Origin of the sequence: Leisingera aquaemixtae (assembly GCF_006740765.1) — a bacterium.
GTDB classification, from domain to species: domain Bacteria; phylum Pseudomonadota; class Alphaproteobacteria; order Rhodobacterales; family Rhodobacteraceae; genus Leisingera; species Leisingera aquaemixtae.
In genome coordinates this window covers 3,469,664-3,483,792 of sequence record NZ_CP041159.1, presented here as the reverse complement: position 1 = coordinate 3,483,792, position 14,129 = coordinate 3,469,664, and the positions used below count along the sequence as shown (strand labels likewise).

Genomic DNA, 14,129 nt, shown 5'->3' with positions numbered 1-14,129 from the left:
TCTGTGAAAGTCGCCATTGTTCATTACTGGCTCGTCGGCATGCGCGGCGGGGAGAAGGTTCTTGAAGCTCTGCTGGACCTTTACCCGGATGCAGTGATCGTCACGCATGTCTACGACCCCGCCCAGGTCAGCAGCCGGGTCCGCCGCCATGAGGTGCGCGAAACCTTCATCGGCAGGCTGCCGGGCGCAAAGAAGCATTACCAGAAGTACCTGCCGCTGATGCCGCTGGCGCTGGAGCTTATGGACATGCAGGAGTTCGATCTGGTCATTTCCAGCGAATCCGGGCCGGCCAAGGGCGTTATCGTGCGCCCTGATGCGGTCCACATCAGCTATTGCCATTCGCCGATGCGCTACATCTGGGACCATTACCACGTGTACCGGGCGCGTGCAGGGCGGCTGGCCCGGCTGATGATGCCGCTGGCCGCCCACAGGCTGCGGATCTGGGATGTCACCACGGCCGCGCGTGTCGATCATTTCATCGCCAATTCCTCCTTCATCGCCAAGCGCATCGAAAAGTTCTACCGGCGCGAGGCCGAGGTGATCTTTCCGCCGGTGGACACCGCGGAGTTTGCGGTTTCCCCGGAAGTCGGCGGCCACTACCTGCTGGCCGGGGAAATGGTTTCCTACAAGCGGGCGGATCTGGCAGTGGAGGCGTTCAACGCCTCCGGGCGCAAGCTGGTGGTGGTCGGCGACGGGGAGATGAGGGAGGCGCTGGAGCGCAAATCCGGCCCCAACATCACCTTCCTGGGCCGGGTGCCCTTTGCCGAACTCAAGCAGCAGTTTGCAACCTGCAAGGCGCTTGTCTTCCCCGGGGAGGAGGATTTCGGCATCATCCCGGTCGAGGTCATGGCCTGCGGCCGCCCGGTGATCGCCTACGGGCGCGGCGGCGCGCTGGATACGGTGATCGAGGGGGTGAGCGGGGTTCTGTTCCACGAGCAGACCGCGGACGCCCTGAACGAAGCCATCTCCCGGTTCGAGGAGGAGCCGGGCCTGGTTGCCGGCCCTGAAGCAATCCGCGAGCTGGCAAAGGGGTTTGATACAGCCGTTTTCAAAGAAAAATTCTCTGCATTTGCGGCGCGGGCACTGGACAGAGCCTGACGCGCGCCGGCGCCGGGCCGCAAGGGTTGAGACGGGGTTAACGGGGCGTGCGCAGGCCTAGGGGGACTTTCATCCCTATGCCTTACCGTCTTGGCGGAACAAAACAGCTGATGAGGCCAGTCCGATGACCAACCCTTTTGACAACCGTGTGCCCGCGCTCTCCGGCCCCGCCCGCGACATTGCGCCGGTCGTCCCGTCCGATACCGTGGACCTGCCGGATGTCGCGATTGCGCTTTATGCCGAAACCGGCGGCGCGGTGACCCTGACCACCGTCCGGGGACAGCAGCGGACCGTCCAGGTCGCCGATTTCTCGATCCTGCCGGTCGGCACCGTCAGGGTTCATGCCACCGGCACCACCGCCGCAGGCATCCACGCGATGGTGCTGGCATGAAACTGCTGACCGATCTCTCCGTCACCGCGCGCCGCCACCGTCCGGCGGCGGCCCCTGCCCTGCTGCTCGACTTCGCCCGGCAGGCCTACCGGGCGGCAGGCGTGCCTGTGCCGCTGTCCTCGGTGCTGAATTTCAGCCGCGCCTCTGCCGCCGTCCGCGGGACCGCAGGCGGCCTGCTGGAAACGGCCGGGCCGGACGTGCTGCGCCTGGACCATGCCTTTGGCTCCGGGGCCTTCCGCGGCGCGCTGTTTGAACCGGCGGCCACCAACCTGCTGAGCCATTCCAGCGATTTCACCCAGAGCGCCTGGTCCGGATACGCCGCCAAGCCTGCGGTCACCGGCGGCCAGGACGCGCCGGACGGAAGCCTGACCGCGATGACGTGGAACTGCAGCGCCACCACCGGCGGTGCCGGCGGCCAGCGCGGCGGCATCCTGGTTGTTGGCGGCAGTGTCTCCGGCGTTGCCACCGCCAGCGTCTGGCTGCGCGCCAGCGCGCCGCTGGGGATGCGCTTCGGCCATTCGGACGGCACCTCAAAGGCCATCACCGTGACCCCGGAGTGGCAGCGTTTCAGCTACACCAATGTGCTGCCCAACACCCAGAACCGGGTTTTCATGCTGTATGAGGATGTGAACGCGGACACCGACGTCTTCATCTGGGGCGCGCAGGTGGAACTGGGCGGCAGCGCCAGTTCATACATCAGCACGGGCGCCAGCCCCACCGCCCGCAGCGCCGACCAGCCCGGCCTGACCGGGATCAGCGGCACCTTTGATGTGACCATCACCTATGATGATGATAGTCAGGATAAACTGGCCGGAGAGACGGTGAGCGAAGGCTGGTGGCCCGCGCTGTCACGGCCCTGGGTGAAGAAACTGGTGGTGGGAAAAGAGGCTGGAAGGTAGGTTCCGGCATCTGGTTCGCCCCTCCCCTTGAGATAGTGAGCGGTAATGAAAGTTGGCTTGATTTCATTTTTCCTGTTGTTTGCGCCGTTTACTGCTGCACGTATTTCTGACGGCTTCTCGATCGGCCTGCTGGACTTGATGTCTTTCGCATTTCTTGCGCTGGCCCTGCCGAGGATTTCGTCTGTCGCAAAAACGGGCCTCGGCTTTCTTCTGACCCTGCTGATCTGTACCCTGACCTTTTCATTTTTAGCCGGAAGCATCGTTAACGAGTTTTCGGCCAGGGACCTTGCATTCGCAAGAATGATTTTCATCATGCTCCCCGCCATCCTGCTTATTTCCCAACCCATGTCCGAGGAAAAAGTCTGGCGAATGACATTTCTCTTTTTCTGGGGAGGCTTCATTGCGGTCCTCTTGGGGATCGTGCTCCATCATCTGGGGATTCAAATCCGAAGCAATCAGCAAGCCCTTTGGGCCGGGGATGGTTCAGGTCCGAGCCTGAGAGCCGGCGGAGTACTCGGCAACAGCTCGGACTTCGGGCATCTGACCGCAGTGTGGGGAAGCGTATGCGGGTTGGGAGTGCTTGTGTTCGGACGAAGGAGAAGCCGCTTCCTGGTGACTCTGCTCATTTTCGCAGTGTCCTTTTACGCGACATGGATCGCGTCCTCGCGCGCAGCCACGCTGCACCTTCTGCTTGCCTACGGTCTGGCGCTGCCATTTCTGCTCGGGCGAACCGGCTGGGCTATGGCGGGCTGCGCCACGGTATTTACCCTTTTGTCGCTTCCATTTCTGCTGTCCGAGTTCAGCCTGTTGCTTCCGCAAAACGTTACATACAACCTTCAGCGGCTGGATTTCCTGAACATTTCGGGAAACAGCACGTTTATGCAAACCGGCCGTTTTGTAAACTGGATTCACCTGATGGCTGTTTTCCAGGAAAATTGGTTCCTTGGAATTGGATACAAGAACATCAACAGCGACTATGGAGTCTGGGGCGACAACTCCTATTTAACGATCCTTGTTGAATTCGGACTGCTCGCCGGGGCTGTCAATATCCTGCTTTGGATCTGGCTGATCGCAATATCTGCGGCGTCCGCGCTGAAAAACCGCCGCGGCGTCGTGTTTTTTGCGGTCGTTTTGTCCGAAGCCGTGCATGGGCTTACCGTGGATACAGGTACAATCTGGTACTCTATGCCGTTTGCATGGTTGTTTATCACCGCCCACTATCTTCTTCAGACCCAGTCCGGGGGCCTTAGGAACAAGAGAGGGGCAGCAACTGCCAGGAACCTCTATCCGGCGACACCGTATACCTGATAGGTTTTTGCCGCCATAACGTCGGCAGAATAGGTCTGCTCAGCCTCCCGGCGCGCGGCGGCGCTCAGACGCGCGCAGTCCTCCACGGTCAGCCCCTGCAGCATCCGGACGGCCTCGTCCGAGGTCCGGAACAGGCGCCCGGTCTCCCCGTCCCGGATCACGTCGGCGTTGCCGACCACATCGGTGGCCAGAACGCAAAGCGCTTCGGACATGGCTTCCAGAACCGCCAGCGGCATGCCCTCCCAGCGTGAGGTCGACACAAAGACGTGGGTCCGCCGGAAGTAGTCCCGGGGATTGGCGACGCCGCCGTGCAGCGTGACATGCTGCGCCAAGCCCTCATCGTTGAGGCGCTGCTGGATCTGCGGCAAGCGCTCTCCGGTACCGATCACATCCAGGTGGAACCGGAGGCTGCCGCTGAGCGCCTTGGCGATGTCGATGAGCAGATCCGGGTTCTTCTGATGGTCATACCTGCTGACTGCCAGCAGCCGGAGCTTCCCGCCATCCCATTGCGGCCGCGTTACCGTTTCGGGGATTTCGATGCCGTTGGGGATCACCGCCAGCTTGTCAGCGCGGATGACCCCAGCCTCCCGGATGAGCCTGGCCTCGCCTTCCGACACGCAGATGGCCTTTTGCGTGCCCCAGCCCAGGAGCTGCTCAAGACGGAGGTACAAGGCTTTCTTCAGCGGGCTGTATTCACCGGTGTGAAGCCCGTGGAACGTATGCACCACAGGGCGCCCGGTCCACAGTCCCAGCATGCGGGCATAAAGCCCGGCGCCCTTGCCATGGGAGTGCAGCACGTCGATTCCTTCGCGCCGTATGAACCTTGCGGTTGCGGCCAGCGAACCCAGCGAGAACGCGCGGTGCGGCAGCGGGACGATTCTGTCAGGCCCCAGCAGCGCGCGATAACGGTCGTGGTAGGGCTTGTCATCCGGGCAGGCCACATAAGCCCCGATCCCCTGTGGGCGGTGCTTGAGAAGCTGGTACAGGTGCTCCGGCCCGCCGCCGAGATCGGCCCGAACGGTGAGAAACAGGACCTTCATCCCCCCTCTCCTTTCCAGGCGGACAGGTCCCGCTGCAGCAGGGTTTCCAGGCGCTCCACGCCGGGGCGGAACCAGGCGGTCACTTCCGCCCGCAGCGCATCGTCCAGCCGGGGCCGGGGGCGTTTCACGTTCAGGAAGCCCTTGAGCGCGGCAACCAGCTTGCTGTCGCGCGCCAGAAGCGCCAGGCGCAGGGTCCTGACCGCCGGGGCCAGCGGCCCCGGGGGGGCCAGCAGGAAGTGCGACAGCCGGGGAAACCGCTGGGCGTGGGCGGCATTGCGGGGCGAAAAATCCGTGCGCCCGTCGTCCGGCAGGCCAAGGAAGGACAGCAGGTCCAGCCAGACCGCCCGCGGGTCATCGCGGAAATCGTCATAGATGATCACCTTGCGCCGGGGCGCGGGCACCAGCTCAAAGAAGCGTTCGATCTGCGGGGAAAACGCCGCGATCCGCCGGTAGAGCAGGCTGTCCGGGCGCCCGTCCTTGGCCGCGTCCCACTCCGCCTCGCGCCGCGGCTGATCCTGCCAGGCGGCGGCAAAGTCCTGTTCGGTTTCGAGGCCGGTGTAGAGCTGCTCCATATGGAAGGCGTGGGCCACATCAGCCGGGTTTCTCAGGATCGCCACGAACTTGGCTTCGGGGTAGCGGCTGGCGCAGGTGCTGACCGCCTGCGCTGAGCGCAAATAAGAGGTTGTCCCCTCGCCGATGATCCTGTGCCGTGCCGGGTCGGCAGCGGCAAACAGGGCGTCATACTCTGCCTGCGTTTCCGGGCGCAGCGCGTGCGGCTCAATCCCCAGATCGCTGCACCAGAACAGCGGTTCCTTGGGTTTGGAGAAGAAGACATCTTCGCGTTCCGCCAAGTATTCGGCAATTGCGGTGGTGCCGCATTTGGGGGCGCCAATCAGGAAGAAATTCGGGGTGCTCATGCGGCTTTGCTCCACAATGAGAAAATGGAAGGGTCGATGCCGACCCGCTTTTTGACGGTAAATAAAAGGGTGATATGCGTGACCGCACGCAACCCTGCGGTGCAGACTGCCGCGCCGGTCATGCCAAAATGTTCGGTGGCCGGGACCAGGGCGGCAAGGCAGATGCAGTTGAACCAGACCAGCCGCCGCAGGAGAATTTTTTCCTGGCCGGCCAGTTCCAGGATGTTGGGCACCGGGCCGCAGCAGACGGAAATGAGGAAGCCGGCCCCCAGAACGGTCAGGGCGGGGGCCGCGGTTGCAAAGTCCGGGTTCATCAGGGCAAGCAGCCAGTCGCCATGGAACACGATGATCAGAAAGCTGACCAGTGTGGCCAGGCTGACGAGGAGGACAGAATACCTCAGCATGGCCTGTGTTTCGGCGAAATTCCCGTTGGCATGCCCGCGGGCAACCAGCGGTGCCACGACCATGGCGGATGCGAGGGTGAAGAGGTCAAGGACTAGCGCGATCCGGAAGGCCGCGAAGAAGGGGCCGACCTCATCAGGCGAGAGCACCACGCCCAGAATGACCGGCGCCAGCACCGGCCCGCCAACCGTCTGGATCAGCGACGTGCCCCAAAGCGGCAACCCCGTCCGCACCCGTGCAGCCGCGGCCGCGAAAACCTCACGCAGGGCTATGGGCCTGCGCAGATAGGGATCGCTTCCGGCCTGAAGCAGGATCAGGGCAATCAACGGCAGGCCTAAAAGCCACACCGCAGCTGCCGCAGACAGGCTGAGCGAAAAGCCCCAGAGGCCCAGGCAAACCGCCAGAATTGCCAGCCTCCAGAAGATATCCCGGGGCAGCAGGGAAAACGCAATCGTCCGGTATCCGCGGAAGAAATGAACGGCGTTCTCGGCGAATGCCAGGGCGGCTGCCAGGACAGCCATGGCCGCAAACACCTGCGCATCCAGCTGAAGCAGGCCGAAGGCCCTGGCCGGAACCAGCAACAGCGCGCAGGCCAGGGTGCCGAGAACGACAATCAGCAGGCTGGATTTCCCGATCAGAGCGAGCTGCCGTCCATCCGCATTTTCATGGGCGATGGCGGCGTCCTTCAGGGACATCATGCGCTGCCCCAAAGACCCGGCAACCGCGAGCAGCGTTGCCAGGGAGAAGCAGAACCCGATGACCCCGAAGCTCTCCGTGTCGGTGACCCAGGCCAATGCGGTGAACATTGCCAGTGACGCCGCGGCGGCTGACCCTTTGATCAGGACCGCGACTGCGCCGCCGCCAAGCAGGCGCAGGAGCGTCTTGTTGCCTTTGAGCCGGTGCAATAGCTTCATCGTGAAAAAACTCTTTATCAAACTGCGTTCGCAAAAAATATGCATTCCTCCGGACAGGAGGCCTGCAGCGTACGGCTCTCAGGTCCGGAAAGTCCGCGGATCAGTCCGCCACCGCATTGATCGGAGCCGTGATCAGAGACGGTGTGATCTGGTCGATGGTGCGGCCCCAGCGGGTGACAGGGTTTTCGGCCACAAACACGATGTCATCGGGGCGCAGCTCGAAACGGGCAGCGAGCGGCAGATGCGCGGCATTGCGCACGTCCAGATGCCAGGCGGTGACGGCGCCGAACTCGCGAATGTCGTCGGAGGCGCGCAGCACGTAGACCTGCGACGCGTCGCCGGTCTCCTTGGCGATGCCGCCGCCGGTGTCGAACAGCGCATCCGCCAGCGTCGCCTTACGGCCGAACGGCAGCGTGTAGCGGCCCTGGGTGCGGACCTCGCCGCTCAGATAGACGTAATCCCGGTCCACCGCGTCCAGCTCCAGCGCCTGGGAGAAGTTCTCGCGCTGCTCATCAAGGTCGGCGCGGCGCAGGGTGAGGGCGGCGGTCAGCTCGTCAATCGCAGCACGGCGGCCCGCCAGGGTGGTCTGCTGCAGCTGGATCTGCTGCGCGAAATAACGCTCGGCGCGGCCAAGGTCGTAATCGGTGTCCACAAACACCGAGTCATCCGCCAGCAGCTTGAGACGCTGCAGTTCGGAGCGGGCATAGAGATCCTCCAGCGGGATCTGGTACATGGTGCCATCGCGGTAGATCCGGACCGAGCTGGTGTCGATATCCGCCACCGAGACCGACCCCGCCGCCGCCAGCGCCTCGCCCAGGGCGAGCGGCGTCAGGGTGATGGGGTAAACGCCGGGCTGGCCCACGGCGCCGCCGATCGAGACCCGGCGGGAATTGAATTCGGAAATCTCAAGGCTGAAGGTCGGGTCGATCTGGCTTTCCACCAGGCGCTGGAACAGGAGCGCTTCGGCCTCGTCCACGGTGAGGCCCGCGATGCGCACGCGGCCCACGTCCGGGATGTTGATCGAGCCGTCATCCTGCACGGTGTAGCCGTTGCGGCTGTTCTGCGCCGCCAGCAGCCCGGACAGTTCTGCCACGGTGCCTTGCGTCGACGGGGTGGACAGCACCACCACATCGCCGGTGCCGATGGTATAGGGGCCGGGGTCCACAGCGGGCGGCGGATCCAGCCGCAGCCCCTGGCGGCTGCCGTCCTGGGTGGAGGGCGCGTCGGGCAGCCGGCCCAGGCCGCGCGGGCTGGCCCCGGCACCCGAGCCTGCGGAGATCTGGAAGACGGCAGGCAGGGTCTTGGGCTGATAGGCGGCGCGGTTGGCGACCAGCACGGTTTCCGGGGTCACGGCCACCACCCGGACCTTGCCCGCGTCCGACACGCCTGCCTTCACGGCAGGGCTGCGGTAGACGGTTGAGCAGCCGGACATCAGTCCTGCCAGAGCCAGAGCGCTGAGGGCAACGGAAATGCGGCGCACGGTGCGTCCTCCAATCAACTTACAATCAAATCTCATCCGGCACCGTCTTCATAAAGAGGTTGCCAAGGAAGCTGCCGGTCCACTGCGAGGATTGCAAAACCTCGGGGACTCCCTGCCGCACCCAATAGGTATTCGTGAAGCTTTCCGCTACCCCGTGGCAGCGTTCTTCCAGCTTTTGAGCGGCAACCGGCAGGCCGCGCAGAAAAATGCTCTCCGGCCCCAGGCGCGTCACAACGCATTTGTAGGCGTGCAGTTCGATCTGGTCGTTGCCGTTCAGGAAACTGTGGAACCGCTCCGCCGTGCCCTCCTGCCGGGCCAGCACCAGCGCCGCGCTTTGCCGCACATCCGAGGCCGCCAGACCAGAGCCGAACCCCTTGGCGGAGGTGAGAAACCCCTTCTCCAGCGTGATCGTGGCGCCATCGGCGGTCAGCCAGGTCTGCACCCCTGCCCGCTCGGTCTCCAGCAGCATGACGCCGCTCAGGTCGCGGCTGGGAAAGCTCACCTCCAGCCGCGGCGGGATCGGGCGCACAGACGCCAGCGCATTGGCGCGCGGATGGAACCGGGGCGCATCGGGCTGCAGCGCGCCGCGCAGCAGGTCGAGTTCGTCCCTGGCGTCGCCGCAGGACGCGAGCAGCAGGCAGATCAGGGCAGTGCGGAACAGCCTCATCGCAGGAACCTCCCCCATCCCTTGGCCAGCTGCTGGGCGCGCGCCTCGCGGGTCACGCCATACAGCCGGTTGCGCACATTAAGCCGGGCGCCGCCATCGCGCAGCACCGGGCGGATCACCTGCGCCAGCCGGTCGCGCGACGGGCGGCCGGTCAGCCAGGACACCGGAATTTCCAGCCGGATCCCCTTGTCAAACGAGCCTTCGCCGAAATCGTCGAAGCTGACCGTGGTCAGGGTAAAGAAGGCGCCGACCTTGAAGCCATTGGCAAATTCGCGGTCGAGCGTGACGGTGGCCCCGTAGTCGCCGGCCAGATATCGGCCTGCGTCCACCTGCGCGTGGTATTCGCCGGGCAAATCGTAATAGGCGGAGACATGGCCGGTCGCGACCGAGTAGTCCTGGAACCCGAACAGCACGTCAAAATCGCGCTGCTTGACGTAATTCACCTCTGCGCCCAGCGCCAGCCGGCTGTCCGCCGGGAACCACAGCACTTCGCCCGAGACGCCGCCGTACATGGTCTCCAGATAACCCGCCGTGGTGCGGGCATAAAGATCGGCGCCGGGACGCCAGATGTATTCGGCGGTCAGATGCTCGACGCGCAGGTCGGATTCCCGGGCGTAAATCCCCCAGTCGGACCGCACTCGCTGGATCACCGAATTCGACTGCCGCTGGCTGTCATCGAGGTTGCCGGCGGCCGGCTGGCGCAGTCCGGCAGACAGGGTGAACCCCGGGGCGGCGGTGTAATCCAGCCCCATCTGGGCGCCGATTTCATAGCGCAGCGGCGCATCCGGGTCGAAGAACGAAGCCTGCAGATAGGGGCCGAACCGGTAGCTGAAATTCGGATAGGCCGCATCGGTGAAGCCGCCCCTGAACAGCGTCAGGCTGTCGGATACCTCGGCCCGGGCAAAGCTGCGCCAGGCCCCGTCGGGATCATGCTCCAGCTCATAGAGATCCTGGCGGGCGATGCGCACGGAACTGAGCGGCACGCCGTTCGACATGAGCGCGATATCAAAGCTTTGCACCCGCGCAGGCTGGGTATTGGCCAGCACCCGCGCCGCCCGCCCGACAGCCTGCGCCGCCTGGCCGTAGGTGCCGTTTTCCACCCCGATCCGCAGCGTGCCGCCCGCGTCCTCCAGATAGACCAGCCGCAGCCCTTCCAGCTCCAGGCTGCGCGTCAGGACCTGCTGCCGGCGGCCCGGTGCCGCGGTATCAGGCAGGTTCCAGCTGGCCAGCGCCACCCGGTCGATCGGCTGCAGCGGCGGCGGCGAGGCGCCCTGCCCGCCCGGCGCCACGCTTTGCCGCGGGTCGATGAAATAGCTGTAGTTGAGCCCCAGGGTGGTGCCGTACATGAAGGCCGCGGTCACCTGCGCCCCGTTCTTCAAACGGTACTGGGCGCCCAAGTTGAACGGCGAGCTGACCTCGAAACCGATGCGGTCCCGCTCTTTGGTATAAAGGTCCGGGGAGTATTCCGCGAGCAGGATCAAGCGGTCGCTGTAGGCCCAGCTGGCGCCGCCGAACAGCGCCGCTTCGCCCCGGAACCAATTGCCGAAATCCAGCCGCCCCGTTTCGGTGATGTTGCCCGCACGAGGATCGCTGCGGGTGTCGAACCGGCTGCTGAGCAGACCCAGCGGGTTGGAGAAACTGCCGCGTCCGGCCAGCCGCCCCCAGCCGATGCCGCCGGACAGTTTCAGCCGGTCCCGGATGGTCTTGGTGGCAACCAGATATTCCGAGGCATAGATGCCGGTGCCGCCGAAGTCGCGCAGGCCCAATGCCAGGGCCGGGGACGTCCGGCCTTCCTCGCGCAGCTGGAAGTGCAGGTCGAAGCTGCGGTCGAAACGGTCGCCGATCTCCCCGTCGAAGCCCTCGATCACCGCATAGCGGAAGCTGCCATGCACCCAGGGCAGCATCTGAAAGGTCATCGTGGCCCGCAGGGTCTGATCCAGCACACCGCTGGTAAAGGCCAGGGTGCCGTCGGGATACATTTCAGCCGTAGGCGTTTCGATCAACCCCGGCGTGCCGTAGACTGAAGTGCTTTGCGCCTGAGCCAGTGAAGGGGCGAGTGCCGGGGCGGCCGCCATGAGTGCTGCCGAAAGCAATTGCCGTCCCTGGAAAATCACGTTTGTCATACCGTCTAAGAATGTACTGCTGGCCTGCCGCCCCTTTATCCGTTTTTCGGCGGACTGTCCCGCAGGCTGGAGAAAAGGCCGGAAATGTCTTTCTGCTGTGGCGAATCTGCCTGTCTCTTTCCCTGTTTCGGACGCCAGTGCAACCCTTGCCGGAGCAAAACCGGCGGTTGCGCGGCTTCTGCGGTTTCCGCCATTGGTTTTGCCGCCGGACGGCGGCGGAAAAACACCATTTTGGACACACAAAAGCGGCTTTGCAGCAGTGCAGCATTTGCAGCGCCGGCAGAGCATGATAGCTTGGCGGCGAATAGGTTTAGGAGATTGACGATGATCCGGATTACCCTTTTGGCCCTGGCCCTGTCCGCAACCGGTGCTGCCGCCCAGAGTGTCAGCCCCGCAACCGCTAAGGACGATTGCGAAGACACCCAGAACACCGACGATGACGAGTGTCTCGCAGCGCTGGCAGACGCTGCCTCCGCAGCAGAGGCGGAAGGCGTCACCGGCTTTGTGCCGCTGGTGGCACCGGCGCTTGGAGCGGCAGCCGCTGCCGCCGGACTTGCAGCCGCAGCAGGCGGCGGCGCGACCCCGTCCACCACAAGCACCGTCAGCACGAACTGAAGCACCCGCAACTGCGGCCCGCAGTCTGCAAAAGAGATCGGCGCGCCCCCTGCGAGGCGCGCCGTTCCTTTTCAAGCCGTCTTCTCCGGCTTCAATGCGTCAGTTGGCGTAGTATTTTGAGCCATAGTCGCCGTAGCTGTAGCCATACTGCCTCATCCGGCGGGTGTTGATCTGGCCCAGGATCATCCCGGTCAGGCGCTGGTTGTCGGTATGGAACAGCCGCAGGGCCTCCGCCACATCCTGTTCGGCGGTGTCGTCCCATTTCACGGTCAGCAGCACCGCGTCCGCATTGCGGGCGATCAGCCGGGCGTCAGACACAATCAGCACCGGCGGCGTGTCGATCAGAATGACGTCATAGCGCTGCCGCATCTCGTTCAGGAAGTCGCGGAACCGCTCCGACGCAAAAAGATCGGCGGCGTTGGCCGAGGTCTTTTCCCCCGCCAGGATGTCACAACCCAAGAGCGGATCCTGGAAGATGGCTTGGTCAGCCGCGATATCCCCTGCCAGCACCGAGACAATGCCCTGCGGCGGCACATTGCTGAGCTGGGCCGTCATCGTCCGGCGCCGGATGTCGCCCTCGACCAGCAGCACCTTCTTGCCGATGCCAACGAAGTTCTGCGCCAGCGCCAGCGAATTGGTGGTTTTGCCTTCCCCCGGCAGGGAGGAGGTCAGGACCACGACCTGCGGCGGATGATCCACATTGGACAGCATCAGCGAGGTGCGCAGGTTGCGCACCGCCTCCGCGGTGGCGGAAGACGGTTTCTCGGCCAGGTATTCCAGCACCTTGCGGCGGCCGCTGGCCGGGAACACCGGGATCTGCCCCAGCACGCTGTAGCCGGTCTTGCGCTCCAGCTCCTGAGCGGAGCGGATGCCCCGGCGCCGTGCTTCCATCAGCAGCACGATGCCGGCGCCCGCCATCAGCCCCAAAATCCCGCTCATCGCAAGGATCAGCGATTTTTTGGGCGCGGAGGGGCGCAGCGGAATCACCGCCCGCGACAAGAGGCGGCTGTCCGCTTTCTGGATGCCCTCCTGGGCCGAGGTCTCCTTGAGACGGGTCAGGAAATACTCATAGAGCAGCCGCACAGCTTCTGCCTCGCGGGTGAGCTGCTGCAGGGTGATCAGGTCTTCGCTCTGCCGCGCGGTTTGCCTGGACAGTTCCGCCTCCGACTGCACCAGCGTCTGCAGCTGCTGCGTTGCGCGGCGGGCATCCAGCGCGGCGCGGGCCAGAAGCCGCTGGAAGGCGGTGTCAAACGCGGCCCTGCCCGCGGCGGTGTCCGCCTGCGCCAGCAATCGCTGCAGCTGCCGGTCCTGGCTGACTTCCGCCCGCTTCTCCCGGGTTTCCGCCGCGCGCAGCTCGCTGTAGCGCACCTGCGCGGTTTCCTCCGCGGCTCTGGCCAGGGCAATACGCTCGCGCAGATCCTTCAGCTGCACCTCTTGCGCCTGCAGCGCCTCCGGCGAGACCAGGGCGGTGCCCGCATTGAATTCATTGGCCTTGGCCTCGGCGGTTTCCAGCTCCGTCTTAAGCTCGGCCACACGGCCGGTCAGCCAGGTTGTCGCCTGCTCGGTGGCGTCGAATTTCACTTCGATCTGGTTGAGGATGTAGAGATCCACAATGGTGTCGGCAATCAACGCCGATTTGCGGGCGGATTCCGTCTCCGCAGTGACCTCGAACACCAGCGTATTGGGAACATTGCGCACCGAAATCTTGTTCAGCAGGGTCGAAACCACACTGTCCCGGATCAGCTGTTCGACCAGCTCCTCCGGCATCTCTTCCGTCGGCTTCTGCAGGCCCAGCAGCGATTTGATCTGCGATTTCACCGTCCAGATCAGCGCGCCCAGCGCAGAAGGTTCAACCAGGGTTCCGTTGAATTCCGGATCGTCCATCAGGCTGAGCTTGTCGGCGACCTTGCTCATCAGCCCGCGCGATTGCAGCACCTCCAGCTCGGAATTGACCTCGGCGTAGTCGCCCGACAGGCCGCTGACGACGCTTTGCAGATCAACCACGCTTTCCTGCTTGGTCTCCAGCATCACCACGGCGCTGGAGGTGTACTGCGGCACCGCTGCGACAAAGGCGTATATCCCGCCCAGGAAGATGGCCGCCGCGGTCGCCAGCAGCATGATCCACTTGCCGCGCCACAGGGTGGCGAACAAGGCGCCAAGGTCTATGACATCGTCGTCCGGCGTTTCAGAGGGCGCAGGGCGCTGCACAGGGAAGGAAGCTTCACTCAAAGGCGTCTGTTTCATGAATACCCAAGTACCGTACTGATGATGCGCG

13 protein-coding genes are annotated in these 14,129 nt (G+C 64.3%); 6 read left to right on the top strand and 7 right to left on the bottom strand.

The window, feature by feature from the left end; all coding sequences use genetic code 11:
• Nucleotides 1–3 precede the first annotated feature (3 nt).
• From R2C4_RS18795 to R2C4_RS18780, 4 genes are all read left to right on the top strand, one after another.
• Nucleotides 4–1,098, top strand: coding sequence for a glycosyltransferase (locus R2C4_RS18795; protein WP_141891771.1), 1,095 nt, complete (start codon nt 4–6; stop codon nt 1,096–1,098).
• A 124-nt stretch (nt 1,099–1,222) separates the two neighbouring features.
• Nucleotides 1,223–1,489 (top strand): spike base protein, RCAP_Rcc01079 family, encoded by a 267-nt coding sequence (locus R2C4_RS18790; protein ID WP_027245290.1) that lies wholly within the window; start codon nt 1,223–1,225, stop codon nt 1,487–1,489.
• Nucleotides 1,486–2,388 (top strand): phage head spike fiber domain-containing protein, encoded by a 903-nt coding sequence (locus tag R2C4_RS18785; RefSeq protein WP_141891769.1) that lies wholly within the window; start codon nt 1,486–1,488, stop codon nt 2,386–2,388. Before R2C4_RS18790 ends, R2C4_RS18785 begins: the two co-directional genes overlap by 4 nt.
• Before the next feature lie 45 nt (nt 2,389–2,433).
• Nucleotides 2,434–3,696 carry an O-antigen ligase family protein gene (locus R2C4_RS18780; protein ID WP_141891767.1) on the top strand — a complete coding sequence of 421 codons (1,263 nt, stop codon included), beginning with the start codon at nt 2,434–2,436 and terminating at the stop codon, nt 3,694–3,696.
• On the opposite strand, the gene R2C4_RS18775 is transcribed toward R2C4_RS18780, so the two are convergent.
• The 6 genes from R2C4_RS18775 to R2C4_RS18750 all read right to left on the bottom strand — a co-directional run bounded on the left by R2C4_RS18775 (nt 3,672) and on the right by R2C4_RS18750 (nt 11,191).
• Nucleotides 3,672–4,736 carry a glycosyltransferase gene (locus R2C4_RS18775; protein WP_141891766.1) on the bottom strand — a complete coding sequence of 355 codons (1,065 nt, stop codon included), beginning with the start codon at nt 4,734–4,736 and terminating at the stop codon, nt 3,672–3,674. The genes R2C4_RS18780 and R2C4_RS18775 overlap by 25 nt on opposite strands.
• Entirely contained in the window at nt 4,733–5,653 is a 921-nt protein-coding gene (locus R2C4_RS18770; protein ID WP_141891765.1) for a sulfotransferase, read from the bottom strand. The genes R2C4_RS18775 and R2C4_RS18770 overlap by 4 nt, the downstream gene beginning before the upstream one ends.
• Nucleotides 5,650–6,969 carry a lipopolysaccharide biosynthesis protein gene (locus R2C4_RS18765; protein ID WP_167510275.1) on the bottom strand — a complete coding sequence of 440 codons (1,320 nt, stop codon included), beginning with the start codon at nt 6,967–6,969 and terminating at the stop codon, nt 5,650–5,652. The genes R2C4_RS18770 and R2C4_RS18765 overlap by 4 nt, the downstream gene beginning before the upstream one ends.
• A 100-nt stretch (nt 6,970–7,069) precedes the next feature.
• Entirely contained in the window at nt 7,070–8,449 is a 1,380-nt protein-coding gene (locus R2C4_RS18760; RefSeq protein WP_208764508.1) for a polysaccharide biosynthesis/export family protein, read from the bottom strand.
• Between the two features lie 25 nt (nt 8,450–8,474).
• A complete protein-coding gene (locus R2C4_RS18755; RefSeq protein WP_244940754.1) occupies nt 8,475–9,116 on the bottom strand; it encodes a YjbF family lipoprotein in 642 nt (213 codons plus the stop codon).
• Complete coding sequence (locus R2C4_RS18750; protein WP_244940753.1) at nt 9,113–11,191, bottom strand: YjbH domain-containing protein; 2,079 nt, start codon at nt 11,189–11,191, stop codon at nt 9,113–9,115. The genes R2C4_RS18755 and R2C4_RS18750 overlap by 4 nt, the downstream gene beginning before the upstream one ends.
• On the opposite strand from R2C4_RS18750, the gene R2C4_RS18745 reads away from it, so the two are divergent.
• Both R2C4_RS18745 and R2C4_RS18740 read left to right on the top strand, forming a co-directional pair.
• A complete protein-coding gene (locus R2C4_RS18745) occupies nt 11,190–11,561 on the top strand; it encodes a hypothetical protein (RefSeq protein WP_141891760.1) in 372 nt (123 codons plus the stop codon). The genes R2C4_RS18750 and R2C4_RS18745 overlap by 2 nt on opposite strands.
• A 2-nt stretch (nt 11,562–11,563) precedes the next feature.
• Nucleotides 11,564–11,854 (top strand): hypothetical protein, encoded by a 291-nt coding sequence (locus R2C4_RS18740; RefSeq protein ID WP_027245281.1) that lies wholly within the window; start codon nt 11,564–11,566, stop codon nt 11,852–11,854.
• A 99-nt stretch (nt 11,855–11,953) separates the two neighbouring features.
• Here R2C4_RS18740 and R2C4_RS18735 read toward each other — a convergent pair whose 3' ends face one another.
• Nucleotides 11,954–14,098, bottom strand: coding sequence for a GumC family protein (locus R2C4_RS18735; protein WP_141891758.1), 2,145 nt, complete (start codon nt 14,096–14,098; stop codon nt 11,954–11,956).
• Nucleotides 14,099–14,129 lie beyond the last annotated feature (31 nt).